This is a genomic window from Pseudoalteromonas luteoviolacea (assembly GCF_000814765.1).
Taxonomy (GTDB): domain Bacteria; phylum Pseudomonadota; class Gammaproteobacteria; order Enterobacterales; family Alteromonadaceae; genus Pseudoalteromonas; species Pseudoalteromonas luteoviolacea_H.
The window spans coordinates 17,008-40,668 of the sequence record NZ_JWIC01000006.1 but is presented as its reverse complement, the minus strand read 5'-3'; the positions used below and the strand labels follow the sequence as shown (position 1 = coordinate 40,668).

Sequence of the window (23,661 nt, the reverse complement as noted above, 5' to 3'; positions counted from 1 at the left end):
CAGATCTAATTTTATTAGTCTACTTATGGATTAGCTTGTAAGGGACTACGGCCCCTCGGATGCGAGGTAGTAAGAGTATTTTAAACACAAGCCATACACTATAAATTGGCGGACTTCTGTTAATGTGTCGATATATATCTAAGTATTCAGGAGGGTGACATTCTGCGCATAGCAATTTAACAAGCTCATTATCCAGCAATGCTCTACCATAAGTAGATCTAATGCCTTAATAACATGCACATATGCTTGCATAAAATCAGTAACAAAGGAGCAAAGGCCAAGCGTTTGTATATTCTTGATTGAATTAACTTGTTATGTTTTTTGCCAAAGTATTACAGTATCACTAAGCAGCTCTTCATTAATAAGGTCTTCTAGTTTGCTTGGTAAAGAACCATTTTTCAGCTGGCTATTTAGTACGCTTAACGTGCTGTCAATATTTCTGGGAAGGGAACCAACAACAATCTGCTCAGCGGCACACTTAAAAGTTAAACAATCTCTAAATCCTAATGACAGATCCCAACAATAAGAGATCTCTGTAATTTCAGAAATAGACACTATTTTCTTTTGACCTGCTTCAAATATAGCTAGGTTTTTACCGTCAATGTACACTTTAGATCTAGAAAATGGCCACATACTATTTGAAAATATAATGTCTGCCGTAAACGGCACATAAAAGTTGACTAAGGTTAGCAACAAAAGAGCACAGCCAACTGTATTGTGTGATGCGCTTACAGCGTTTGTTATGTTCTATATACGGTAATATCATTTATATTAGAGAACACAATTGAACGACTGTTCTCAAACGTAAATACAGACTCAGATCCGCCTTTAATAGAATAAGTTTCAAAACTTTGGATTTTTAAGCCTTTGATACCAAGATTGTGAGCGAGGTCTACTACCTTAAAATATGAATCTAATTCTTGCATTTCATATGACTTTGGCGCTTTCTCTTGATTACGCCAAAATACAATTGCACAATCAAAATAGTGGCGGAACCAACAGCCATTAACCTTAAGGTAAATGACATTGGCTTGATCCACTAGCATACCTTCTGACCACATCTCAGTACAAAGTAGCTCCTCAAGAACGTGATCAATTAGATTTGGCACTTTTCCATTGATGTCCAAATTATCACTCATAAATCACCAAGCACATAAGGTTTAACTCACAGACAAAGCTGAATAAGCTAACATAAAATGAAGCGTCGAGCTTATTTCCTTTTATCCTTGTTTAGCGCTTGTTGGTTGCACTACCACTCAGGTAGCTTCGCTGGATATAAACTAAATAAAGCGATACTAATGACTACGCTCAAATGAAAGGTAACAAATATAAGCTCATGATACCAACAGCAATGCATGTGAATGTGGATGCTATCACACCCGCTACAAGATATGTTTTCAAACGATTGGGCGGATATTTCCTTGTTCAAGATGCAGAGTTACAACAATTAGACTGATTGCTCACCATAAACTTAAAGTAACTTGTTATGCCGACTTTCGCCACACAACTTCAAATTCTTCTTTAGAAATCTCTCTAGAGTCTGACAGTTCTAAATCTCTTATGTTGCCATCGTATAACCAACATTCATCCTTAGAGTCATTTCTTGAGGAAAACCATTTCCCATCATACTTTTCTACTTGGCGAAGGGCATGTCCCTCATCTGCAAACTCGGTCCACACTATACCTTCACCAAGATGTGATTCTGAAGGCCCTGTCCAATATTGCACTATACTTCCTTACCTATATAAAGCCCCATCAAGAGGCAAATAAATGCTTGGTTATAATTGGTGAAGAATGAACGTCAACCAAGCAGTGTGGCATCATTTTAAAAGCTTATTAAACTTATTTAATTTGCATATTTGTTGGTTCTGCATTTCTCAGTTCTGACAAATTTTTATCGACGCCTTTCGATACTCTATAATGCCATTGGTCTAGCAATCTAGCATTACAATTATTTTCGAGGAGCAGTTGAATTGCTTCTTCAGCCATTTCTAGCGTAAGTTCAGGGTCGCCTACAATTGAAATGTATTTTTTATATGATACCCCTGTTTTTTCTAAAGTTAATTTGTCAATTTCTTCAACTTGCTTTTTCGTCAATGCATAGGACGTGCTGCATTTAGAGTCTAGCAATGTAAATGTCACGTCGTACATGTTTAGATTGCCAATATATCGGGCTAAATGATTAGCTGATTGATCTGCCTGAGCACTCAATGTGATCATAAGAAACAATATAAATAGACTAAATTTCAACGGCTAAACTCCACGTAAATATACCGCCCATATAAGAGGCGAAAAAAGATTGGCTAAAATTACCGAAGGATGAGTGCAAACCAAGCGTTTTGCGACCATAGGTTTAAGCGCTTATTATACGTACTTTACACAAACTTCGGAATCATTCTTAGATACGATATGATTATATTTTGATAATGCCTGTACTTTAATAGGTGTTGGTAAATCAAAGAGCAATACCGACACTTCTTGTAACCCTTGTTCCAAACCTGAAGCCATCTAGATTTTGTCGCATTTTTACGAAAGGAAAGCTTCAATTTGTTTGCATAACTGTTTCCAGGTATTAATCACATCTTGTATGGTGTCCTTTTCCAAACTTGCGAACTCATCTTTGAGTTCAAGATAGGTTTTCATATAATTGTCGAATGTGCTCATTCTAAATAATTACACGTATTTCTCAGTGCCTATCACACTACTTTAGTCGGCAAAAAGTTGATAGCCACAATGTGAAGCTAAGCATAACAGACAACGGCTTTTATCCACGTTTACGACCTTGTTACAAATCTGCCCAAACAATATGAATTATGCCATTTTGCTTTAGTAAAGATGAGACCGAAATACTATTCTTAACCAATACATTTTCCGATATATATAGCCACGCATATTCTGCTTCGAATTCACTCTGCAAATTATATATATATTGATTGATTTCACTCACTTCATTGATATTGAATGTTACACTTTCTCCGTATCGGAAAAACCGTACTGTTCCGTCATTTTCAATCGCCACTTTTATAGGTGCATTATGGCTACACCAATTTGCAAATTGGCCACAGTTTTCAACTGAGTTACCTTTTATTAGTGAAATTGCAGAGTCTCTTTGCAAGGGCAATACTAAAACAAAAAAGATCAGCAAAACGAAGCTCAAGTCGACGAAAACGCTATATAACCCTATATCATTTTCTAGTTTCATACTCAGTACTCAAACCAAACTTACAATGCTTGCTATAAACTTCACAAAAAGTTGGCTATATTTGCGACGTAGGAACACAAGCCCACCATATTCCCTTAAACAGTACTAATCAGATAGACCCGAGCAAACACCTGCAATCAACTCTGGTTTTATATGAGTTAACACTTTTACTTTTCCAAATTTTTGCGTACGAACGCCTTTGCCAGCGAATATTTTTATCTACGACAAATATCGCATATCAACAGTGATGCAGGCTTGACTGTCTTTAACCATAACAATAAGTTAAGTAAATGTCACCAAATTAGGAATAGTTAAAGAACCGTTTTCGAGTCACCTAGCCTGCCAACAAAAGTTAATCATTGTGTTGACTGAACAGGAAATCGTAGTACGGATAGCACACTGCCCTTTTATCAATATTGGCTGACAGTATCTTTGCTTAATGTCTGTAGGTTGAGGCTGATGGGCATACTGAAGTTACGAGTACAGAGTATTGATATGGTGTACTAATTGGAAGGAGGCTTTTCGAGATAGCTCGACTACAGAAATATACATGTGATTGTCACAGTTAGCTACAATTGTGCCCAAGCGCTTAATTTGTGCTTTTTGGCGCTATTTCTATAATAAGCTGCCGTGCATAAACCCAACATCACGCTACTAAACAAACCAAAAGCAAAAATGTTAGCGATTGAAATGTCATCTAAATGCCAAAATACCAGCGCAGACAATATGGGCATATACCAAACCGAAGCGATCACAAAATTGGATAAAAAACGATTGTAGTGAAAAGGCACAATTTTAACCCCTAGCTTCCTTAGCAGCCTATATGGTGGGGGCATCATGTTAATTTTATTCACTTTTGCTTCTTCAAGCTCTCTTTGTGCCGCTTCAAGTTTTGTAGAATACGACATACATACTCCCTGTCACTCACATTTTTTCTATGACAAATATCGCATATCAACAGTATTATGCCTGCCACATAACAACGACCATGCAGGTACGAACTTTACTCCTCTCACCATAACAATAACGTAAACAGATGTCACCAAATTAGAAAAGAACAAATAGGTTATACACCATCAAAGGCACCATAGTCGGAAATATAAGATTCAAGGCATGTTGAGGTTATTAGAACAAGATATTGATTTTGATGAAAAATCAGCTGCGGATTTTACAATATAGATAGAGCTACAAAAATATGTTTGTGACTGTCTCGTTAGATTCCGACAATAACGTGACAACCAAAGTATATAATGTTATTGAGTGCTTTTTGAACCTTTTCACCCACTAAACTCTCCGTAAAACACAACGCGCCAGCTTGGCTTATTAGATTACGGATACTAACTCGACCGAAGCCAGTTTTTGATGTCGATTTTTCCAATCAACAAGATATTTAGATAGCTGAATTCTTGATTTTTCGTTTTATAGAAGATCACCAAACACCCATCCCCCTGATAAGAGGATTGCTTTTTGGCATTGGGGCAGAAAAACGAAATTATAGCAAAGAGCTCTTGTGTTCCATCCGTAATATAAGCTGCTTTTTCAGGACACGAATGTTGTCGACAAGCGGATGCCAAGTATATGTTCTTCGCTGGCTGAGTTATATTGTCAGAAGGCCCGCCAAATCCAGCTCTAACTTGTTCTGCAACAGGAGCATTTCAAAAGTAAAGCCCTTTCTTATCACCGAAGAATACCTGAATATGAGATCTAAACCCTTCATCCAAGATTAATTGGTTAGTATTTTGGAATGTTGACACATCATAAGGTTTTGCCTGAACTTTTTCAGGAATAAACATCAAAGCGATGACAAGTAATAAACGCATAAACTTCCTTAGCGTCTCACAAAGAGGCGAATTATTGTTGGCTAAAGTATGAAACGAAGCATCACCGGGTCAACGATTAAGAACCCTGCCTAAGTGAGTTGTTACGAGTACTCAGCTCCGTCATGGATTTTATGCACATACTATCATCAACCTTTAATTTTTCGATCCCTGATGGCGTTATATAAGCCGCCTCAGGAACCATAATCCAGTTTCCGTTTTTATCTAAGTCTCTAACCTCACTATGTAGCCCACAGTTAGAGACCTTAAACGTATTATTAGTATAAGGCTCGTCACCACTGAGTTGTTCTAGTACTGGAGTGCCAGCGAAATCTGGTTGCTTAGACTCGGATACAGAGAAAATAGCTAATGACCTTCCTCTTCCTGGAGAGTAACTAATGACAAAGTACTCCGTTTCATCAACAAGCTTTAACGAATAATAAGTGCAACATGGTCCATTCACTTTATAAATAAACTGGGTAGATTCGTTACCAAAGTCATCATATTTAATAGCAATATGTTTAGTGTTACCCATTTCGTCATTTCTAAGCAAGAATGTATGCGTGGAAAACTGACCACCAAATACATAGGGTTCTTCGTACTCGCTTAGAATAGAGCCAATTAAATCAATATCTTTGAACTCTTTATGATGGCTATCTGCAAAAGATATTATGGGAAATATTACTAAAAGAATTGCGATGATTTTCATAGTACTCTAAGTGCCCGATTATCTAGTAAAAATGGTGAGCTCAATTTGAACGAAGCGAATCGCCCGCAAGTTTTATCTCTGTTAAATGACTTGTTAGGTATCGCTTTGAACGATACAGCCAAAACCATCAATTTCAACATTATATAACTCAGCTATACAAGTCATAAAGCCAAGCACACTATCATAACGTAAACCATAATAATAAGTTAATTAGATGCGACCAAATTATAAACCAATGAAGAACGTCAATGACGAATAACAGTGATATTTGAAAAAGAACAAGTTGGACAAACACTTTTTCAAGATAGAAAAAATCACAGCAATATATTTGTGCCTGCCCTATTTGGTTTTACTTTTAATTCATTGGTCCAATCTTGCCATGAAATCGACTTGCCAGGGAATGCTATTTTTGAGAAAGGCCACACGGCTTCAAGCCAATTCAAGACAGTCTGATAAAGTATTTTTTCTAACGTAATACTATCATCTCGAATCCACAAGTAGACTTCACAGTCATAATTTAGTGATTGGCTTGGATCTATATAAACAGAGCCTAGGCATTTTTCCTTTGAATTGTTAAATACGGAATATGCAAAAGCATCTCTTGATTCAAATTCTTGCTTATGAACCTTTAAGCTTTCTATATTTTCTTCGAGGGTCATATTAACTTTAGGCCACTCAGTTCCAGGGCCAAATATTCCTTGTAGCCTGTTTTGACTGGACATGACTGCTTCAAAGTCTAACTCAGCAACGTCTTCTTCAAGAACTGTAAAGTGAAAGTTTTCACTATCAAAAAACGTCGGAGGCTTAAATGATTCAGGAATAAAAGGGTTGGGCATACTCTGAACTATCCATAGTTGTATAACACGTTAATAATAAGAAAATTATAAACTTCACGGACGCCTTGCGGCAAACCTATGATGTTATGTCCTGATGATTAACTTGTTAGGCATACTTACGCAGTATATCAGCGATTGAAAATATAGGCAGTTCTCCGCGTTTGTTCGCAAGTAGCTCCTGCTCTGTTAGGAAAATACCCTCATTGCCTCGGCTTTTGCACAGTTCAATGAATTCACTTAGCTCAACCCGCTTAATTCTCTCAGCTTTAGTTGTACGGCTAAGTATTAAATAAAGGGCTAAAGGGGTTGAAGAATACAGAGTATATTGATGAGAAAAGAGATCCCATAGACCGTCATTTATCGCATCATCGAGTTCATCCTCGCTAGAGTTAGGATCTCGTATCGTTTCAATAATGCTTTCAAACTCCGCTCGGTTAGCAGCACCTCGACAAGTCCGATATTTACTATAATCGACTTCTTCAATTTGAGATAAATCCCCATACTCCATTTCTAGCACGAGCCTCTTGGTATGACTAACGCCGCAAATAAACGGCGAAAAATAGTTGCCTAAAATTTATCGGGAGCGAACAAAACCAACAGTTTTGCATCCACGGTTTTACTTTTTTGTTAGCTGGAAAGGCTCTTTTTTAGCAATGCTTTTCTTCTCAAATGCCTAGCCATAGCCTGTGTCGAAGGGTATTTGGGTAAAATTAGCCACAAAACGATGTACACAATAGCAGGTAAAAAGAAAGATATTATACTTAACAGAATAAAAGCTAAACGCAGACCATTTTTTCTTAAACAATAATAATCAGAAAGACCTGAGCAAACACCAGCGATCAGCTCTGACTCTCCACGGGTTAACACTTTAACTTTTTCCAAATTTTGCATACATGCTCCTTTACCTGCAAATATTTCTATCTACGACAAATCTCACCTAACAACAACGATTCAGATATGAGCTTTGCGCCCCAACCATAACAATAAGTTGAACTAATGTCACCAAATTAGGAATGGTTAAAGAACCATTTCATATTGCCTCTTTTGAACAAGCAACTTAGCCGGATGCCGACAATGCAATAAATTTGTGCATGTCTCGTTTGTTATCTTTTTTTGGGGTGTTTTCTTTAAAAAACTAGATGCCTGCTTCATGCTTTCGATAATCGAAACTATCATTTCTATGTCTTGATACACGACTACTCTTAGTCTCGCTAACGCATGCCGTAATCGGCCCTCTAATAAGTACTATTGCATCAAATGGTCCGATAGAAACTTGATGTGCTGAATTTTTACACCTAATTCATCTGTATGTATGAGTACAAGCTTTGCGTGTGCTTGACCTGTAGTGAAATTCATAGGTACCGTATACACTGCTGTAGACTGTGTGTCACCACTAAACGAAGTAAAAGAGCTAGTATTTTCAAGACGTAGCTCGCCTACACTTTCTAGTCTACCTAGTGAAGATACCTTGTTTAAGTAAAGCTCCCATTGCTCTGGTGTTATTGAATTAAAAGCCTCATCTGTCAGTAAACTCTCAAATACCCCTTTATCCCATTTAGCTATTTTCGGCATATTTTGCTTAATAAAAGGGATAAATGTCTCACTCTGTTTAGCCTGATTAATGGAACTAATGACTGCTATTCCTATAAAAAATAGAAATATGCTCAACAAGCCAAATCCAATGTATTTAAAAATTTTCACGTATACCTCAAAATAACTATAACGCCTTGCTAACTGGCACGAAAAAGTTAGCTAAAATGTGACGCAGAGCAAAACCAGCTAACTGAATTTTTCCACTTTTAAACAGCATTATTCATTCGAAGACCGGTTTAAAAAAACTTCGCTCATAACTTATGATGCATTTTGTTTCTTCTGCATATTTAAAAGCAGCAATACAGTCAGGGTCTTGAAAAGAATCTGCTCGATACTTTTCATATTCTGCGAGGCTTGGGAAAGTGAATAACGCTAATGCAATATTATTTGCCCCTTCAGAGGGTAGGAAATATCCGTTATGTGTTCCACCAAACTTGTTGACCAGCGGTATCCAGAGTTTTGCATATGTCTCAAATTCAGACAATTTGTACGGGTCTATGACATATTTCAAGTAGCAAGTAATCAAATTAAATCTCCTTAAGTCACTTGGATTCAGGGCTCATAACACCAAACTAAGCGGGGCAAAGTAGCTGCCCGTAATAGGGGCAAAGGTGAAATCTGCCAACTATTTTGTTTCCGTTTGGTAGCCATTGTTATATTTCGTTTTGCAAAATGTGGTTATAAATTTCCAGCAACCTAAAATTTATTGTCGTACCATACTTATCATCGAAACCACCAAGCATAATTTTAGTGTGAAAATCCAAATCAACATTGGCATCAGTTATTGCATCCGGGATATTATGCAGAGCATCCGCGATGTCAGCTATAAACTCGCTTTGCTCTACAGATAGTCCAGAGTCTTGGCCTTTATAGCCAATTATTCGAATTTCTAACAATGCCCTCTGTAGAGTTTTTAAAAGCGCCAATTGTTCTTTTTTCAATATTTAATCCTCATTAATATAACGCCCCACTAAATGACGCGAAAAAATTGGCTAAACCTGCGAGCGCGAGCCAACTATTACGCGCTCACTATGAGCAATTTGTTAGGACGACTTTTCAACAAAGTCTCTAAATATGACCTCAATATAAGGGCCAATTGTATTAAACCCAATTAACCAATGTTTACAATGCTCCTCTGCCGTTATTTCACCACAATTCATTAGATTTGCCAGTAACTCTGAATTTAGGACTTCGTAAACTCGATCATCGCTTAAATCAGAAACAGTGCTTTCATCGCTACTTATAAACTTAAAATGGGGTACGTCAAAAAAGGTAAGTTGAACATCTTCATTCATCCAATTTTTAAATCGAACGCTTAAATCAAAGTTACTCCACGTAATAATAGGCTGCTCTGCACAGTCGATAGTTGATGCGTTTTAATTTATCGATTTAACTTCCATATACCTCTAGCCTTAACACCCAATAAGGGATTCTAAATGCTTGGCTAACATTAGCGAAGAAGAAGCATAAGCCAAGCGCTTTGCGTCCTTTTGAGTCATTTGTTAGTTGCCTTTTTGCACTGACTTTGAAAATGCGTAAAGCTCTCCTAATAAGTGCATGTACTTTTGATTTAATTCATCAGCATTGGCTTTCCAACAGAACTCACCTTTGGCATTGGTCGTTTGCCCTAACACTAAATCATTGAGGCTACCCAAACCGCCACTTCCTGACATTATTATGTTGGCACAATTAAGAAACTCATTAGAATCAAAAGCTGATAACGCATGTTTAAAGTGTTTAACCCACCAATCTGAATTTTCAGCTTCTAACAAAAAAATCATTTCTGTTAACTGAACTCGGATATTTTCGTGCATGCTTTCCCTCGGCAACTAACGCTTTGCTATGGGACAATTGACAGCTAGCCAAACTTGCGCGAAGCGCCAAGCCAATTGCCTCTGTGAGCTTACGATCGAACTTGAACAACTTGTTATAACTCACCGCTCAATGAACCAATAAACTAGCACAGAGAAAGGAACAACCAAAATACAAAACATTAATATACCTAAACTGATTTGAATGATTGCACCCAAATAAATACCACCACTTATAAAATAGCTAAATACCAAAGCAAAACCCAGCACAGATATAAGACAAGAGATCCCTCCAGCCAAAAGTAACTTCGGAATAGCTGAAAGTGATAGTTTTTTATAAAGGTAGCGAAAAGATGGATAACCAATAATTGATGATACAAGAGAAACACCAGTGGCAATAAAAAGTGAAAAGAATAAAACAGGCATAAGCGCTGCGACTATTTCACTTTTAAAAACAGCAACGACTATAGCTGACGTTATGAGCGCTATCCAAGAACCCGACACTGTTGAAACGATGTAAGTTGTGAATTTAGGCTCAATAGTCATGTGAGTTACAACGCCTTGCTTAACTGACGTAAAATAGCCAGCTAAAATGGGTGATGATCGCGAAGCAGCACAGCATGCTGTTATGAGTCTTTTAGTTTAAGCGTTTGTTAGCTTTAAACTCTACAGCCAAATTTTAAGCATGTTCACTTTACTCTACGAAACAGGTACTGGCAATTAAATGCCCTGAGTTACTGTGCTCAAATTTAAGAAAGTGACCTTTATAATCCTCTTTCAACTCATCAGAACCTTTCGTTGTAGAGTTCATAATCTCAAGATCACTAAGAAACTACTTAGGGTTGTCAAAGTAAACGGCTCCATGAAAACCAAAGCTCCTAGAACTTAAATTAACAGAGCATTTGAAGCTATTGCCTCGCAGTTCAAATTCACTTAATTTTAAAGCAACACGAACATCATTTGTTTTTAAGTGGACTATTTTTGCATTTTAAATTTCGTATATATGATTCTATTTTTCACCTAGCACATTGATAAAAATATAATAGTTAACTAAGTAACAATGAAGGAGCACAAGCCAACTGTTTTTTCCTTTTGAGTAACTTGTTAGCTGTCAATTATTCGAATTGTTTGCGGTATGCTTCGTAATGGTGATTAAAGTGCTTCTCATATTCTTCCGCTGACTCAACCAATGCTGTGATCTAGATAACCTCCTCCCCAAACTGTTCAGAATAATCCTCTATCACGATACTTTCAAAAGCAATTGGTTCTGATGTCCCAAACACTAAAGCACTTAAACCCTGATAATCGAAATTTGATACATAGTTTTCACTCGGAAAAAATTTTCCGAAGACAAACCCCATCGTAGGATCTCCTGATTCAAACTCAGTAGACCCGATAATAATTTCTCCAGTGAGAATTTCATATCGCACCGCTCTCTCCCAAGTCACCTAAAGTTCATATTTGCAGGTGGTTTGGCGCGAAGCGAAAAACAACCCCGACAACATGCCCTTGCTAAGAGGCATTAGCACGTTCTGCCTCATCTAATTTCCTTAAGGCAAACTCACCCCTTTCAGATACAGCATGCGAGTTATCTGAAGCAAAATGTTCAGCAAAAACTCTTGCCTTAATACCGAGTTTGTCCAATTCTCTTATTAAAATTTCTGCCGAAACACGTCTAACGATGGAAGAGCGGTCTTCAGATGACTTTTTGAGCAATTCTTCTAGTGGGGTGTCAATCTCTAATTTCCGCTCGCCAACGATAGGCTTTAGCCTGCCTTCGCCATACCTTATGTTGGTCCACACCCATTTTCTGCCTTCGATCCATACAATCCGCCCCTCAAACAAGCTGCGGTATGCTTTAGCTCGAACCGAAGGCTGAATAGCAGATTTAGCTATTTCTTCAATATGTTCATCAAGTATCTTAGTGCGACCAAGCTGAGAAAAGAGTGATGGCATAGGCCCTGAAGCAGACTTAATTAGCTTGGACCGAAGGGACTTTGCAATCTGGTTTTCAGAGATAATTTCAAGAATAACCTCTTTATCTGCATCTTCGATCCTGCCCCATGAGTGCCAATTAGAGAGCGCGACGCACAATGCATCAACTACATATTTAGGATCAGTCGACCTTGCTATCTCAGGGAGCTTATCCCTCGCAGCTTTTCGAACTTGGGGCACCCAGTCATTGAGTCTACGAACTGCAAGGGAAAAAAAGAAAGTATTCGGAGCAGCCCCAGATAAGGCCAGAAGTGCTTTTTCGCGCTTATAACCATCCCAACTGATAAGATCAAGCCACGTTACTAGTTCCTTTGGCTTTGACCAAACCTTCCACTTTGGAGGAGTTGACTCCCTAGTAACCGAAGAAAATTCGGAACGAATGATTCGCTCCCAATAGTCAAAACTGGAAAAAGACAACTGAGATGTAACTTCAACTAGTTCAGACATATCCGCAACTACTTTGCTGCCTGAACTTATCGAGTAAGCAAATGTTCTCACTGCTGAAATTATCTTATCTTCCATAATCTGAGATTGTTGCATCTGTTATCATTACCTCTTGATGCCGCGTTACGTAGTGAGCAACGCTAAGCCACTGCACCGTAAATACAAAGCTCGACTTAAACTAAAAATACCGAGCATTGGGATCTGCCTTAAACCTCTTGTTAAATCGCTGATTGCACTGTGACACTCGGTTCGAACCCTGAATAATTAGGTGATTCGCTATGCCGCACGTTCCACTCTAAAACTGTAACAACCGTAAGCTGCATATCTTGCAATGACAAAGCTGACCTTGTTATTGGTTAAAAACACTTCAAGATCTGATTCGGCTTGCTCAGGCGATGTCAATTTTGCGTCTATTATACGCTCGTTACTACAGTATGCTCTTAACACAAATGTGTGGCCTAAATAATCGGTTTCAGATCCATTTGGTAATGGCAGTTTGGTATTATCAAACTCCTCACTTTCTGAGTTTGCCAACACGAAAATCGGGCCATACTCTTTATATGGGCCTGCTTTTGTGAAAGGGCAATAACTGGCCAATATTAATTCTTCACCAGCCTTTGCACCACGAAGTACATCTCGGCATGGCTCCCCGCCTTTTGCTTCCAATACTTCTACAGGTTGGTTTTGATCGTCTATACCTACATTTCTAATTTTATCTAAGAAATCCGATCTTACAGGTACTATTTTATACTTCATTTGACTCCTTATATAGCTAACGCTTACTGTAAACAGCACAAAATAGCAGGCTAAAATTAGCGACGAAGGAGCACAAGCCTGCTGTTTTGCGTCCTTGATTTGGGTACTTATTGGCTATACTTTAACTCATTATCTGTAATAACTAACATATCATCTATAACTTCACCATCTAACTGCGTCTGCCAAGAATAATAACCAACTTCTTCCTCTTCGAGTAGAACATTTAAATTGGTTTCAATATACGAAACTTCGATGTATTCGTGTTTAAAACATAGTTTGTGAGAATGAAATTCGAATTTAAATTTATCGGTTATTGCTTTATCTATACCAAAATCCTCTGAAGCAACCCACAATTTAGCGCCTGCTATCGCATTTGAAATCAAATTCTGTTGAGCAGCGATCTGTTCTAAATTTTTAAGCAAGGTGTCCATATGAATACTCAGTTTTTCTTGTATAACTAACGCCGTCGTAGCCAGCTAATAATAGTTGACTAAAATTTGTAAGGCACGAACAAAGCCAAGTGTTTTTTTCGCGTTTACAACTTTGTTAGTGCTTTTTTTTGCAAATATTGGCTACTGACTCTTTTAGCCCATCACTAAAGTTATATTTGCCTAGTTTTGTATTATTTACCAACAGTAGTTTTAGCTTTTCAAGCAAAGTTTCGGGTGTTTCACTACTGAGACATCTTGAATATTTACTGTTACTTTTCAATGCGTCTAAATAACCAAATAAGTAAGAAGTACAATGGCGTTTATAACGCGCAAATTTTGCTAAATCTGATGTGCATTCACTTACAAACTCTTCATACGTAGTCTGCTGATGGCTTTTCACGTTGAAAGAAACAACTAAAATAAGTAAGAATAATATTATTTTCACAAAACTCTCAAATCACCAACACCTTAATAACGTCGAAAATAGCAGATTAAACTAAGCAAAGAATGAGCGCAAGCCTGCTGTTTTTCATCCACGATTTAATTAACTTGTTAGATTTTTTTATACTTGAATTGACTTAAGCATTCTATTTCAGCCTCTGTTTGCCCATAACCAAAAGAAAAAGGAATAGGCTCTAAAGTGTCAAGGTTGATAACTAAACCAAAGCGCGACTTTTTTGTCTTAAAACCAATGTAGTTCGCTAAGTCATTATAAGGAGTGCGATGATACCAGGAAGCATAAATGCCATGCTCAATGTCAAACTCTTCTTTTTCAACAAAGCATTTTGCGAAAATCAACTGCCTATTTTTGATCTTTAATATGTTTGTTGATTCGTCAAAACTTGCGGGGAGATATTGATTAGGTAAACCAACCAATTTATTACCATTAAGTTTAAGAACTGTGTCTTGGTGGGCATGCGCAAAGCTGGATAACACTATCAAGAATAGAGCATATTTCACTAAAACCTCCGAAAACCTATGACCCTACTAAACGGCTAAAAATAGTTGGCTATCATTTGTAAGGTACGAGCAAAGCAAACTGTTTTTGGTCCGCACTTTTAATTTGCTTTGTTTTAATCCTTATGAACGAGAGCCATCTTGGTAATGATAATGCTCTTGACTAGCTGTAGTAAATCCACCGATGAAACTAGGCTGTTTACTTTTTTCAGCTAATTTTTCGGGCTTAATATTATGCATGTCATTTTCTACTGCCCAATCAAATACACCTTGATCAAGTGGGTAGTTAGTCAGTACCCCAGTCAGTGAATTTTCTTTTATCCAACTTTCAGCTAATTCGAGTTCACTGAAGACACCACCAGAAAAGTCCGCATTGTTTTTATTGAATACCCATACTGACTTCATTCACTAAACTCCAAAGGGCTTATAACGCCCAGTTAAAAACCAAACAATATTTGTCCCTGTTGCACTGCTTATTAGGCATTGTGTACAACAAACTCATGAAACTCTTCAGAATCAGGCGTTTTTACCTTTTTAACGTCTGAGTAATTTGATTGTTTAAAATGCTTTTCCCAAAAACTCAGAGCATTTTTATCATTGCGGTAAACAGCAACATGCCATTCGTTGTTTTCTTTTGTATGCATCAACAGCTCGATAACAAGCTGAGCAATACCTTGATTTCTATATTTAGGCAAAATAAAAATATCTGAAAGTTCTGGCATTTCTTCGCCCATGATTTCAGTTGGCTCCACCGTTACAAACCCAACAATTAATTGCTCACTTAGAACTATGTAAGCATTGCACTCATCTTGACCTCTTAACACTTCCTCAAGATAACTTTCATCTATATAAAATTTTCCTTGTTCATCGATATCTTCTAAGGAAAATGAACTTTGATGATATTGATAAAATTGCCACAACATTTTAAATGCTGAGAAATCGTCAATATTTGCTTTACGAACTTCGATACTCATTAAAATGCCTGAAACCTGTAAAAGGCTGATAATGTTTGACTGAAATAGGTAGCGAAGCGAAACCGAGTCAAACGTTAGCAGTCCCGCTTAAACAGCGTGTTATGTTTTACTTAGCCGTGAATTCATTAAGTGAATAAATTTTTCAACCAGTCAAAAGTAAGTACAGTGGTAAATACTTTTAAAGCGACTAAGCCAATAAAAACAAATACGATTGCAACTTTAACGGCTTTGCTTTCAATCTTATTCCAAAACAGTAATTTAGCTTTTGCCTCATTTTTTAACTCATCCATAGCTTCTTTCATAAAGTTCCTTCATATTTTATCTTATATTAATTTCTGAGCTTATTTTCCGTAAAACATAACGCCGCAATAAGCAGCTAAAAAAGCTTGGCTAAAATTGCTGAAGCACGAACTAAGCCAAAATTTTTTAGTCCACGCTTGATTGCTTTGTTATATGCCGACTTTAGGCAGCTCTTTTGTGTTACCAATCTCAAAGTTAGTTAAGTTAATGGTAGAGCTAAATGATTTACCGTTTAACTGGTAAATTATAAATAACTCTGTTTCAGAAAGCAGGGTATTACCTATAACTTGCTCTACGTCTGTTAATATTTCTTTGTAACCTGAACCATTAGGTTTTGAAATAGAAACGGTTGTTAAATCACTTGGCGTAAGACGATTATCAGTATTTGAGTCTAATTTTACTAAGGTATAGAGAATAGCTAAGACTGGCTCTTTGGATGTGTAATCGCCCATACGTAATTGATTGGTACTCTCAATAAGATAATTGGTGTGGTCAAATAACCATTTATTTGAATTGGACTCAGTATTTATAAAAAGGTAATTTCGAGTTGAATTAGAAGACTTACTGAAATAACCACGGTTGAAACTTTGATCAGAGTTTAAAGGTATCATCAGTGTTTTGTGGCTAGATAGATTCGCTACATGGCCAAGCCTCCAGCTTTCCTTTACTTCACCGCTTTCTTCGATGTTTACAATATTTTGAGTGTTGCGATCTCTTGTTACATCTTTGAAAATTTGGAACACAGCAAATAAAAGTACACCGATGGCCAAAATGCCCGCGACTGAAATAAGTAAACCATTAAAACGCCAAACTAATTTAAAAAATTTATTATCTTCCATGCACAATACTCTAAAGGCTTATAACGCCGCAAATAAGCGGCACAAAATAGCAGGCTAAAATTGGCAACGAAGGAGCACAAGCCTGCTGTTTTGCATCCATTGCTTAATTAACTTGTTATATTTCCAATGAACTAATCTTGGAAATCCCAAGGTATTTCTTTTTTAAATAACTCTATAGAAGCTTCAACAACCTCTAGCGGTATATCTTTGTCATAAGTTGTCACTTCACGCGACTTTTTTGTGTCATCACGAAATATCTCAAGTATCAACTTACCCTTGAAGTAAATCTCAACTCCTATTCCGTCTCGACCGTTACTGACATCACTTGCAATCATGGCCACATACTTATTGTTAAGAATCACTACAGACTCCAAAGGAAATATAGCGCCTCACTAAGAGGCACATATCAGTTGGTTAAAATAAGCGACGAAGGAGCAAAAACCAACTGTTATTTGTCCTTTTGAGTGACTTGTTATAAGCCGATTACACCTTGGCAAAACAGCGTTTGATCATATAACCACAAACACTTGCAAGACCAAAAAACAACATTGAAAATGCAGTTGCACCTAAAGCAAATGGAAGTTTGCCATCTTTTTTATTGCTTATAGCAATATCATAAACACCATAAAGCGTTCCAAAACCAGCTAAAGTAAAAAATAGAAATCCAATTAACATAGAGAAAAACACAAGAGGTTTCTCTAAACTCTTAAATTGCAATCCCAACAAGATAGCTTCGATTAAACCCACAATTCTTCCTTAGGCATATGACGCTTGCCTAGCAGGCTAAAATTTGCGACGAAGGAGCACAAGCCTGCTGTTTTGTGTCCTTGGTTTAACGGCCTTGTTAGGTATACTTTTCCCAAAAGTTATTACTTGCAATTTTTTGAGTGTGGCAAGGATTATTCTTAATGAACTCTATTGTTTCAACTTTGGATTCTGGGAGAACAGGATCTGAATGGTAACCACTACCACAGTACCTGAAACCTGCTTCCCAAAGTAACCTTGCTGAATGCCACTTATTTGTATTCGACTGTTTCGGTGTACGAAAATTTCGACCTAAAAAAGCCATCCTGCGACCACAATTAGGGCAATTATGTACGAGTTCTGAATCAGCTTGCCAAGCAGTACCCGTATTTGACTCTTCAGTTGCACGTCTTTTGAATGCCACTCGACAATCAAAACATGCAAATTTGTGCAGAAATTCCATGTAAACCTAACGCCCTGTTAAGGTGTGAGCAACGCTATACCAATGCTCCCGCAAACCACCTTAACCACTAAACACAACGCATAGCAAAAATGCCACGCGTTGCGAATCATTCTTAAATAGTTTGTTATGAATTTCTTTCACTAGGCGGCAATAGTTTTATAGCTTCTTCATCGAATGCTGAATCAGTACTTGGATCATAGTTATACATACTAATATCAACGAACTCGTAATCACTGTCGATTAGTTCTTCTAGCATATCAAGACCTAACTTTGGGCAGGTTGGACATGTATCATTACCATTCATATAAGACTCTGCTAGCTTATCAGAATAAATTTCACCAAAAACACCCCAAGCATGAAATGATATCAGTTCTGAATTTTCCATCATTTGGTCTCTTAAGAAACCCCAAGAACCAAACCCTTCAAGTTTAGGAGATGTAATTCTCGTCAACCACTTAGTACCTGCTTCGCAAATCGCATAGAGAGACTTGCTATGACCTCTAGGACTGCGGTCTCCCACAACATCGATTAGTGCCTTGGTGATTTTTCCATCATGTACCGAGTCAGACTTTATAAATCTTTCTAGCGACTGAAAAGGAGCAAAATTTGCAACCGTAATACTGTAAGGGGCCTGAGAATGTACTCTTAAATCTTTCCAGAGAAATGCGAAACCGTTATTGTTCTGACTATAACCTTTAGTAGCCATAGCCATAATAGCTGCATTTAACTTTTGGATATGATTATCCAAAGATGAAGTACCTGATTTAACGTCATATTGATGATCATATAAGCAAATTTGGTGACCACCCAAATGTTCCTCGGAAATACATAGTAACTCATTGTTTTCTACAATGTCTTTAACTGACCTAATCTTCAGTTTTTTTTCACCGTGATTATCAAGTACTGGCTCTAGGCAGATGATGTTTTTTCGAAGCCAGAATATTTCATTGAAAACATAGTGCCTAAGTAGCGTGGGCCATTCGGGTGAAATAATGACACTAATAAGATCTCCATCAGAGATGTAAGGCAAATATGTTTTAAGCTCACTTTCATACGCACTAATTTCGGTACCAGCTTGTCTAGTAGCTCCAGCAAAGTTCTTAAGTTCAATAATAACCATACTTTCTGATTCTGGCGCATAAAGTAAGAAATCAGGTCTCATTATGTCCCCTGACTCCAAAGAAATATTCGTATCTTCTGAAATAACTACACCTTGGTGTAGCGATTGATAACAATATTTAAAAGTCGCTAGAACATTATTCTCTTGGTCGTTAGCAGGGGTCACTGATAACTCTTGTTCTAGTATCAATGATGATAAACCATCTACTGAACTTAATTGACTACTCAGCCATTCTTGCATCTCTTTTTCATCAGCAAATATCGCCATTTTATTCCCAAATTCTAACATCTTTATCTACGACAAATGTCGCATAACAACAGCGTAATGTCTGCCGCATAACAACAGCTTTTCAGATACGTACTTTAATACCCTGAACCATAACAATAAGTAAAGCAGATGTCACCAAAATAGAACCAGTTATAAAACCGACCTTTTTGATCCATAACCCAAGCGTATCTTCCTACGCAAAAATATACCAAAAGTACCCTTTCATGGTATCTCTATTGGATAACCGCCTCTATTCGATTTCATAATTTATTGAACCAAAAAAACTTGATGTGGAGGTGGTAGAGCAGTTTTTGAGCCACCCAACCAATCAACAAAACGTGGCTTGAAAATACACAAGCTCAGGCGCTCAATGCACTTGTATATATGTATCAAGAGACCATCAAACAACCTCTGAGTCTCTCGCTTAATTTCAATAAAAGCGCCACGTTGTAAAGACTGAACTGGAAATCGCCGCATTGCTAACACAGTGCCCTCTCACATTTACTGGCGATAACTTTATTTAATGGCTGTGGTGTGAGGTTGATGGGGGTGTTACAGGGATACCTAAATTACAAATACAAGCTAGAAATGATGACAGCAATATCTCTGTGCCTGTCCGACTGAGTTTTTGTGAGCAACGCCACCACAAAACCTAACCATATCTCTTTAACACGAAACCCAATAATGGAATGAAAAATGCCATGCATTGGGGATCTCTCTTAAACGTTTTGTTATCCCTGCGCCAACGTTTTCAACGAACTCGGAACAATGAGCTTGTGAACTGGGGCAACAAAAAACATGTACACTTTGCCAAACATGTTATGTACATGTACCACAGAGGTTGCGTGTACTGTGACCTTATCGCCAACTACGTCCAGTAAAACGATACTCTTACATCAAGATGCTTGTCACTGTCCTCTAAGACAATTTCAGTATCGCTATTACTGTGTAACGTGAAAATACCGATTCTCTCACCAACGCCAATGCTTGCTACACTTTCAGCTAACATAACATCCTGAAGTCGACCTAAGTGCTTTAAACCAAGCATTGATACGATGCGATTCCTCGCTGCCATTAAGAATGAGACCCACACTGGCGTTTGTTTCGCGATTTCAAGATAGACATCGAGTGCGGTTTGGTTAGTATTAGGAATTTCGCGTGAAAAGCTATCAGAAAAATAGGCCCCTTTGGCGTAATCAAATAACTCAGAATGTTTTGGAACTGACATGTACTTCTCCCAACAGGCATAACGGGTAAAATGACAAGCGAAGCCTACGTGTTTTTGTCCCAAACACGCGCAGCGTGTTAATACGTTTGCTATGGTACAACCCATTAAAGGCATTGGATTTTTCCAATTTGAATTGGTATTTCAGCTTCTTGATTAACAGAAAGCGAAGAAGACAACTCCCCGCTTATACCCATAACACTAACCGTTTTATGAACTTCTAGCACTTCATAATCTCCGTTGCAAAGTTCAGAAGAACGCCTATGCCAATAATCATTTACCTGCTGTTTTGTACTATGTCCATTTCCATGAAATGCGACACGGTATAAACCTTCACCAAGTTTCCAATCATCGTAGCCTCCCCCCATGCCGTTTGGCTTGTATGGAGTAGCGCAACCGAAAATAAAAAAAGGAAACAAGCTAAAAAAGAGACACTTTTTCATTTTTTACTCGATGTTACCAAAACGCCTCGCTTAACCGGCGTAAAGTAGCAGACTAAAATTAGCGAAGAAGGAGCGCAAGCCTGCTGTTTTGCGTCCTTTGGTTAAGGCGTTTGATAGGCAACACCTTTACTGCACTATATACTTTTCATGTATAACACGTAAGGTAGCATCGCTTTCTTTGGACTCTGAGAGAAGATAACAGCCAGACCAATTATCCCAACCTGCAGATATGATTAAAATTCCTTTTACAAAGGAAGGTAAAACCCCTTCATCCATATTTGCTAAAGTTGCACCGTTACGAACAAATCCTAGAACATTTTCAATGTGTGTATTACGCTTTAATAATAGCGCTCAAAGTATAGGCTACACTGCCGCCACACGGCAAGCTTATTGATTTTATGTCCTAATTGATTAACTTGTTATACGAGTTTACAATCGCAGCTCAAAATTACTTGTTCCTGCCTTCCTTCATGAGTAACAATGACTCGATTTTCCAACGCTTGAGCTAGGTCTTCTATAAACGCCAACAACACTCTAAAATCTTTTTCACTACGTATGTCGTAAGGTGACAAATCCAACTCTATTTCCGTCTCTATGAAAAAGTGGCAATTTAATTGAATATTTTCATTTAACCAAATAAAAAGAGTTGTTGGCTCAGTTTCCTGCAACTCTTTTATCGACTTTAAGTTTTGTGGTATTTCAATAGACTGGTCACCATGAGTGAATTCAAGCTTATACTTAGAAGACTTGGCATAATCTAGGAACTGGTTCCATTTATTAACCGTAATATTTTCAATATAAATATCTCTTAAGCTTCCGTCTGCTTCAAACTCTTCTTTCAGGTCATTCCATTCATACATAATGTATTTTTACACCAAATTTGAGATTCGTATAACGCTTGCCGTAAACGGCACAAAATAGCAGGCTAAAATTGGTGACGAAGGAGCGCAAGCCTGCTGTTTTACATCCACGCTTTAACGGCCTGGTTGGGAGTCCAAATTGCGCCTTTCATGCATTAAAGAACGTATTTTAGGAACCAACCCTTCCCTTTCAGATAATAAACCAGAGTTACCACAATAATCTACGGATAGAGAACCATCTTCATTTTCAAGCATAAACATTAAATAGCGCTGGCCTATATCAGGAGCAAAGCGTCCACTATCATTTGGGTCCCACAATTCTAGATTGTAGCTTGAACTAGTATAAATTACGTCATGCACTTCCAATTGGTATATGGCACCTGAATAAAACTCAGGCTCTTTCTTATCTTGCTCCCATGTCCTATTCACAGGAGTCGCAATTATGACAGCTGAAGTTCTTTTTAATTCACCTTCCAGACTGTAATCCACCATATCTGGCAGACATATACTCAGTGCATTGAATGATTGGAATAACAAAATTATGAGCAAAAATTTCAGATGCAATGAGATTCTTCCTTCTGTTTCTAACACTCGACTAACAGGTTAAAAAGTGTGGGCTAAAATTGAGTAGAGCGAAAAGCCACTACTTTAATCCTGTTTAATTACTTGTTAGCTGCTTTTACAATATCTGCCATGAAGAAAATTGCTTTATTGAGTGGGTAAACAGCTTTTATATAGTTTTCATCATTATAAACTTTACCATTTATAACAAACTCATCGCCAATTTTATTAGACCAATAATTTTTCGTGTTTGGGGAGTTAGCTCCACATATTGAAGACTGTTCAGCTTCCATATATGACAGAGATTCACTTTTTAGTAATTCTAAAACTTTAAAAGCATACCCTGTATCAAGTCTACAAAAAGCTTGGGGTAACCGGAGGTCGATAAGTTCTAACAACGTCTCCGATATAAAAAATCCGCGAGGTTAACAGCAACTAAAAACTTTTTTTGAGCCGAGTAACCATCTAAATAATCTTGAGCACACACGGCTACCTTAAAATTAATCAAAGCTAATACAACTAGAATAAATATCAGTATTCTGTAAGCACTCCATAACAGAAAACGTCCTATTAAGGGATAAAATATAGCTGGGCGGGATAAGCAGCAAAGGCGCAAAAGCCAACTATGTTTTGTCCTTGTTAAACAGTTTGTCATGTTGACAGCTCAGCTTTAGAACACCAAAACTCTGAATAACAGCCATCAACCCAACACTCTACACGAATTGTTCCAAACTCTCGTTGTGTGTTTAACTCTTCAGATATGATTACCTTTTCTGACTGAAGCAAATTAGAGATAAGGTCTAGGTCGTCTAAGCCCTCAATCTCAATACCTTTGCACTCGTCATTGCACTCCACTTGAAACCACAGTTTTAAGTCACTTTCGGCACTCACTTTGCTGGTCGTCAAATCACTAACGAACCAAGGCTGCTTAAATTCAAGTAATATCTGATAGTTATTCATAGTCTCTGTAAATATAACGTTTCGCATAACGGGCTAATAATGCTTGGCAATAATTGGTGGGGCACGAACCAAGCCAAGCTTTATTAGTCCATGCGTTAAAGCGCTTACTATATGACTGATTTAACAGGTCTATAGTGCTCGCTACAATTTGCCAAATATCAAAGCCCGAAGGAGTTACAAATGTTGGGATAGCAAGTAAACCGCGCAAAGTACAAAGTAATGCAATCGTCATTAGAGCTGATTTTTGTAAAGGTACTTTGCGAATTAAACCGACTGCCGAAAAAGCAAATACAGTACAGGAAAACATTAAACCTGCAACGATTATAGTGCCAATAGGAGCAAGTAAAGTACCTT

The 23,661-nt window shown here is 37.6% G+C and carries 39 protein-coding genes; all 39 read right to left on the bottom strand.

Translation table 11 applies throughout. The features are described 5' to 3' along the window. Nucleotides 1-312: 312 nt before the first annotated feature. Nucleotides 313-696, bottom strand: a complete 384-nt coding sequence (locus JF50_RS11640) for a hypothetical protein (RefSeq protein WP_039609649.1) — start codon at nucleotides 694-696, stop codon at nucleotides 313-315. Nucleotides 697-740: 44 nt separating this feature from the next. Next, nucleotides 741-1,139 (bottom strand): hypothetical protein, encoded by a 399-nt coding sequence (locus JF50_RS11635; RefSeq protein ID WP_039609648.1) that lies wholly within the window; start codon nucleotides 1,137-1,139, stop codon nucleotides 741-743. Nucleotides 1,140-1,484: 345 nt separating this feature from the next. After that, entirely contained in the window at nucleotides 1,485-1,727 is a 243-nt protein-coding gene (locus tag JF50_RS11630; protein WP_039609647.1) for a hypothetical protein, read from the bottom strand. A 115-nt stretch (nucleotides 1,728-1,842) separates the two neighbouring features. After that, complete coding sequence (locus JF50_RS11625; protein WP_152614529.1) at nucleotides 1,843-2,250, bottom strand: hypothetical protein; 408 nt, start codon at nucleotides 2,248-2,250, stop codon at nucleotides 1,843-1,845. Nucleotides 2,251-2,785: 535 nt separating this feature from the next. Continuing rightward, complete coding sequence (locus tag JF50_RS11620; protein ID WP_039609645.1) at nucleotides 2,786-3,202, bottom strand: hypothetical protein; 417 nt, start codon at nucleotides 3,200-3,202, stop codon at nucleotides 2,786-2,788. Nucleotides 3,203-3,771: 569 nt separating this feature from the next. Further along, nucleotides 3,772-4,110: a DUF6404 family protein gene (locus JF50_RS11615; RefSeq protein ID WP_039609644.1), complete on the bottom strand. Its 339-nt coding sequence runs from the start codon at nucleotides 4,108-4,110 to the stop codon at nucleotides 3,772-3,774. Between the two features lie 747 nt (nucleotides 4,111-4,857). Next, complete coding sequence (locus JF50_RS27160) at nucleotides 4,858-5,022, bottom strand: hypothetical protein (RefSeq protein ID WP_160290468.1); 165 nt, start codon at nucleotides 5,020-5,022, stop codon at nucleotides 4,858-4,860. 76 nt (nucleotides 5,023-5,098) lie between these two features. Next, nucleotides 5,099-5,728, bottom strand: a complete 630-nt coding sequence (locus JF50_RS11610; RefSeq protein WP_039609643.1) for a hypothetical protein — start codon at nucleotides 5,726-5,728, stop codon at nucleotides 5,099-5,101. A 314-nt stretch (nucleotides 5,729-6,042) separates the two neighbouring features. Next, nucleotides 6,043-6,564, bottom strand: a complete 522-nt coding sequence (locus tag JF50_RS11605; protein WP_039609642.1) for a hypothetical protein — start codon at nucleotides 6,562-6,564, stop codon at nucleotides 6,043-6,045. Between the two features lie 106 nt (nucleotides 6,565-6,670). Beyond that, complete coding sequence (locus tag JF50_RS11600) at nucleotides 6,671-7,081, bottom strand: hypothetical protein (protein WP_152614528.1); 411 nt, start codon at nucleotides 7,079-7,081, stop codon at nucleotides 6,671-6,673. A 110-nt stretch (nucleotides 7,082-7,191) separates the two neighbouring features. After that, nucleotides 7,192-7,455, bottom strand: a complete 264-nt coding sequence (locus JF50_RS11595; protein ID WP_052262258.1) for a PspC domain-containing protein — start codon at nucleotides 7,453-7,455, stop codon at nucleotides 7,192-7,194. Nucleotides 7,456-7,809: 354 nt separating this feature from the next. After that, nucleotides 7,810-8,136 carry a hypothetical protein gene (locus JF50_RS26065; RefSeq protein WP_235423423.1) on the bottom strand — a complete coding sequence of 109 codons (327 nt, stop codon included), beginning with the start codon at nucleotides 8,134-8,136 and terminating at the stop codon, nucleotides 7,810-7,812. A gap of 241 nt (nucleotides 8,137-8,377) precedes the next feature. Further along, the gene (locus JF50_RS11585) at nucleotides 8,378-8,683 is read right to left on the bottom strand and encodes an NIPSNAP family protein (RefSeq protein ID WP_039609640.1); all 306 of its coding nucleotides are present in this window, start codon (nucleotides 8,681-8,683) and stop codon (nucleotides 8,378-8,380) included. A gap of 127 nt (nucleotides 8,684-8,810) precedes the next feature. After that, nucleotides 8,811-9,098: a hypothetical protein gene (locus tag JF50_RS11580; protein ID WP_039609639.1), complete on the bottom strand. Its 288-nt coding sequence runs from the start codon at nucleotides 9,096-9,098 to the stop codon at nucleotides 8,811-8,813. Between the two features lie 102 nt (nucleotides 9,099-9,200). After that, nucleotides 9,201-9,452, bottom strand: coding sequence for a hypothetical protein (locus JF50_RS27155; protein WP_039609638.1), 252 nt, complete (start codon nucleotides 9,450-9,452; stop codon nucleotides 9,201-9,203). A gap of 207 nt (nucleotides 9,453-9,659) precedes the next feature. Beyond that, nucleotides 9,660-9,971 carry a DUF6966 domain-containing protein gene (locus tag JF50_RS11570; protein WP_039609637.1) on the bottom strand — a complete coding sequence of 104 codons (312 nt, stop codon included), beginning with the start codon at nucleotides 9,969-9,971 and terminating at the stop codon, nucleotides 9,660-9,662. Nucleotides 9,972-10,091: 120 nt separating this feature from the next. Further along, complete coding sequence (locus tag JF50_RS11565) at nucleotides 10,092-10,514, bottom strand: hypothetical protein (protein ID WP_039609636.1); 423 nt, start codon at nucleotides 10,512-10,514, stop codon at nucleotides 10,092-10,094. 653 nt (nucleotides 10,515-11,167) lie between these two features. After that, on the bottom strand, nucleotides 11,168-11,398 hold the full coding sequence (locus JF50_RS11560) for a hypothetical protein (protein WP_200890406.1): 231 nt from the start codon (nucleotides 11,396-11,398) through the stop codon (nucleotides 11,168-11,170). 82 nt (nucleotides 11,399-11,480) lie between these two features. Then, nucleotides 11,481-12,503 carry a hypothetical protein gene (locus tag JF50_RS11555; protein WP_039609635.1) on the bottom strand — a complete coding sequence of 341 codons (1,023 nt, stop codon included), beginning with the start codon at nucleotides 12,501-12,503 and terminating at the stop codon, nucleotides 11,481-11,483. A gap of 180 nt (nucleotides 12,504-12,683) precedes the next feature. After that, on the bottom strand, nucleotides 12,684-13,163 hold the full coding sequence (locus tag JF50_RS11550; RefSeq protein ID WP_039609634.1) for a DUF1203 domain-containing protein: 480 nt from the start codon (nucleotides 13,161-13,163) through the stop codon (nucleotides 12,684-12,686). A gap of 107 nt (nucleotides 13,164-13,270) precedes the next feature. Continuing rightward, nucleotides 13,271-13,594 carry a hypothetical protein gene (locus tag JF50_RS11545; protein WP_039609633.1) on the bottom strand — a complete coding sequence of 108 codons (324 nt, stop codon included), beginning with the start codon at nucleotides 13,592-13,594 and terminating at the stop codon, nucleotides 13,271-13,273. Between the two features lie 115 nt (nucleotides 13,595-13,709). After that, nucleotides 13,710-14,039, bottom strand: a complete 330-nt coding sequence (locus JF50_RS11540) for a hypothetical protein (protein WP_039609632.1) — start codon at nucleotides 14,037-14,039, stop codon at nucleotides 13,710-13,712. A gap of 107 nt (nucleotides 14,040-14,146) precedes the next feature. Then, entirely contained in the window at nucleotides 14,147-14,554 is a 408-nt protein-coding gene (locus JF50_RS11535) for a hypothetical protein (RefSeq protein WP_039609631.1), read from the bottom strand. Between the two features lie 120 nt (nucleotides 14,555-14,674). Further along, nucleotides 14,675-14,956 (bottom strand): DUF7710 domain-containing protein, encoded by a 282-nt coding sequence (locus tag JF50_RS11530; RefSeq protein WP_039609630.1) that lies wholly within the window; start codon nucleotides 14,954-14,956, stop codon nucleotides 14,675-14,677. Between the two features lie 71 nt (nucleotides 14,957-15,027). Further along, nucleotides 15,028-15,525: a GNAT family N-acetyltransferase gene (locus JF50_RS11525; RefSeq protein WP_039609629.1), complete on the bottom strand. Its 498-nt coding sequence runs from the start codon at nucleotides 15,523-15,525 to the stop codon at nucleotides 15,028-15,030. Nucleotides 15,526-15,650: 125 nt separating this feature from the next. Continuing rightward, complete coding sequence (locus JF50_RS27350) at nucleotides 15,651-15,827, bottom strand: hypothetical protein (protein WP_200890405.1); 177 nt, start codon at nucleotides 15,825-15,827, stop codon at nucleotides 15,651-15,653. Between the two features lie 147 nt (nucleotides 15,828-15,974). After that, nucleotides 15,975-16,664 carry a hypothetical protein gene (locus tag JF50_RS11520; protein WP_039609628.1) on the bottom strand — a complete coding sequence of 230 codons (690 nt, stop codon included), beginning with the start codon at nucleotides 16,662-16,664 and terminating at the stop codon, nucleotides 15,975-15,977. Between the two features lie 131 nt (nucleotides 16,665-16,795). Then, nucleotides 16,796-17,026: a hypothetical protein gene (locus JF50_RS11515; RefSeq protein ID WP_235423422.1), complete on the bottom strand. Its 231-nt coding sequence runs from the start codon at nucleotides 17,024-17,026 to the stop codon at nucleotides 16,796-16,798. A 121-nt stretch (nucleotides 17,027-17,147) separates the two neighbouring features. Then, entirely contained in the window at nucleotides 17,148-17,411 is a 264-nt protein-coding gene (locus JF50_RS11510; protein ID WP_039609627.1) for a hypothetical protein, read from the bottom strand. A 97-nt stretch (nucleotides 17,412-17,508) separates the two neighbouring features. Further along, a complete protein-coding gene (locus JF50_RS26060; protein ID WP_052262114.1) occupies nucleotides 17,509-17,871 on the bottom strand; it encodes a hypothetical protein in 363 nt (120 codons plus the stop codon). 124 nt (nucleotides 17,872-17,995) lie between these two features. Continuing rightward, nucleotides 17,996-19,258 carry a hypothetical protein gene (locus JF50_RS11500; RefSeq protein WP_039609626.1) on the bottom strand — a complete coding sequence of 421 codons (1,263 nt, stop codon included), beginning with the start codon at nucleotides 19,256-19,258 and terminating at the stop codon, nucleotides 17,996-17,998. A 731-nt stretch (nucleotides 19,259-19,989) separates the two neighbouring features. Beyond that, nucleotides 19,990-20,136 carry a DUF2867 domain-containing protein gene (locus JF50_RS27890; RefSeq protein ID WP_419177510.1) on the bottom strand — a complete coding sequence of 49 codons (147 nt, stop codon included), beginning with the start codon at nucleotides 20,134-20,136 and terminating at the stop codon, nucleotides 19,990-19,992. After that, complete coding sequence (locus JF50_RS11490; protein WP_200890403.1) at nucleotides 20,127-20,486, bottom strand: DUF2867 domain-containing protein; 360 nt, start codon at nucleotides 20,484-20,486, stop codon at nucleotides 20,127-20,129. The genes JF50_RS27890 and JF50_RS11490 overlap by 10 nt, the downstream gene beginning before the upstream one ends. Before the next feature lie 104 nt (nucleotides 20,487-20,590). Beyond that, a complete protein-coding gene (locus tag JF50_RS11485; RefSeq protein ID WP_039609624.1) occupies nucleotides 20,591-20,926 on the bottom strand; it encodes a CC0125/CC1285 family lipoprotein in 336 nt (111 codons plus the stop codon). Between the two features lie 419 nt (nucleotides 20,927-21,345). Further along, nucleotides 21,346-21,786 carry a hypothetical protein gene (locus tag JF50_RS11480; protein ID WP_200890402.1) on the bottom strand — a complete coding sequence of 147 codons (441 nt, stop codon included), beginning with the start codon at nucleotides 21,784-21,786 and terminating at the stop codon, nucleotides 21,346-21,348. Between the two features lie 114 nt (nucleotides 21,787-21,900). Beyond that, nucleotides 21,901-22,215, bottom strand: a complete 315-nt coding sequence (locus tag JF50_RS11475; protein ID WP_152614527.1) for a hypothetical protein — start codon at nucleotides 22,213-22,215, stop codon at nucleotides 21,901-21,903. A gap of 233 nt (nucleotides 22,216-22,448) precedes the next feature. Then, nucleotides 22,449-22,745 carry a hypothetical protein gene (locus JF50_RS11470; protein WP_039609622.1) on the bottom strand — a complete coding sequence of 99 codons (297 nt, stop codon included), beginning with the start codon at nucleotides 22,743-22,745 and terminating at the stop codon, nucleotides 22,449-22,451. A gap of 253 nt (nucleotides 22,746-22,998) precedes the next feature. Then, a complete protein-coding gene (locus JF50_RS11465) occupies nucleotides 22,999-23,307 on the bottom strand; it encodes a hypothetical protein (RefSeq protein WP_039609621.1) in 309 nt (102 codons plus the stop codon). After that, complete coding sequence (locus JF50_RS27535) at nucleotides 23,300-23,614, bottom strand: hypothetical protein (RefSeq protein ID WP_235423421.1); 315 nt, start codon at nucleotides 23,612-23,614, stop codon at nucleotides 23,300-23,302. Before JF50_RS27535 ends, JF50_RS11465 begins: the two co-directional genes overlap by 8 nt. Nucleotides 23,615-23,661: the final 47 nt, after the last annotated feature.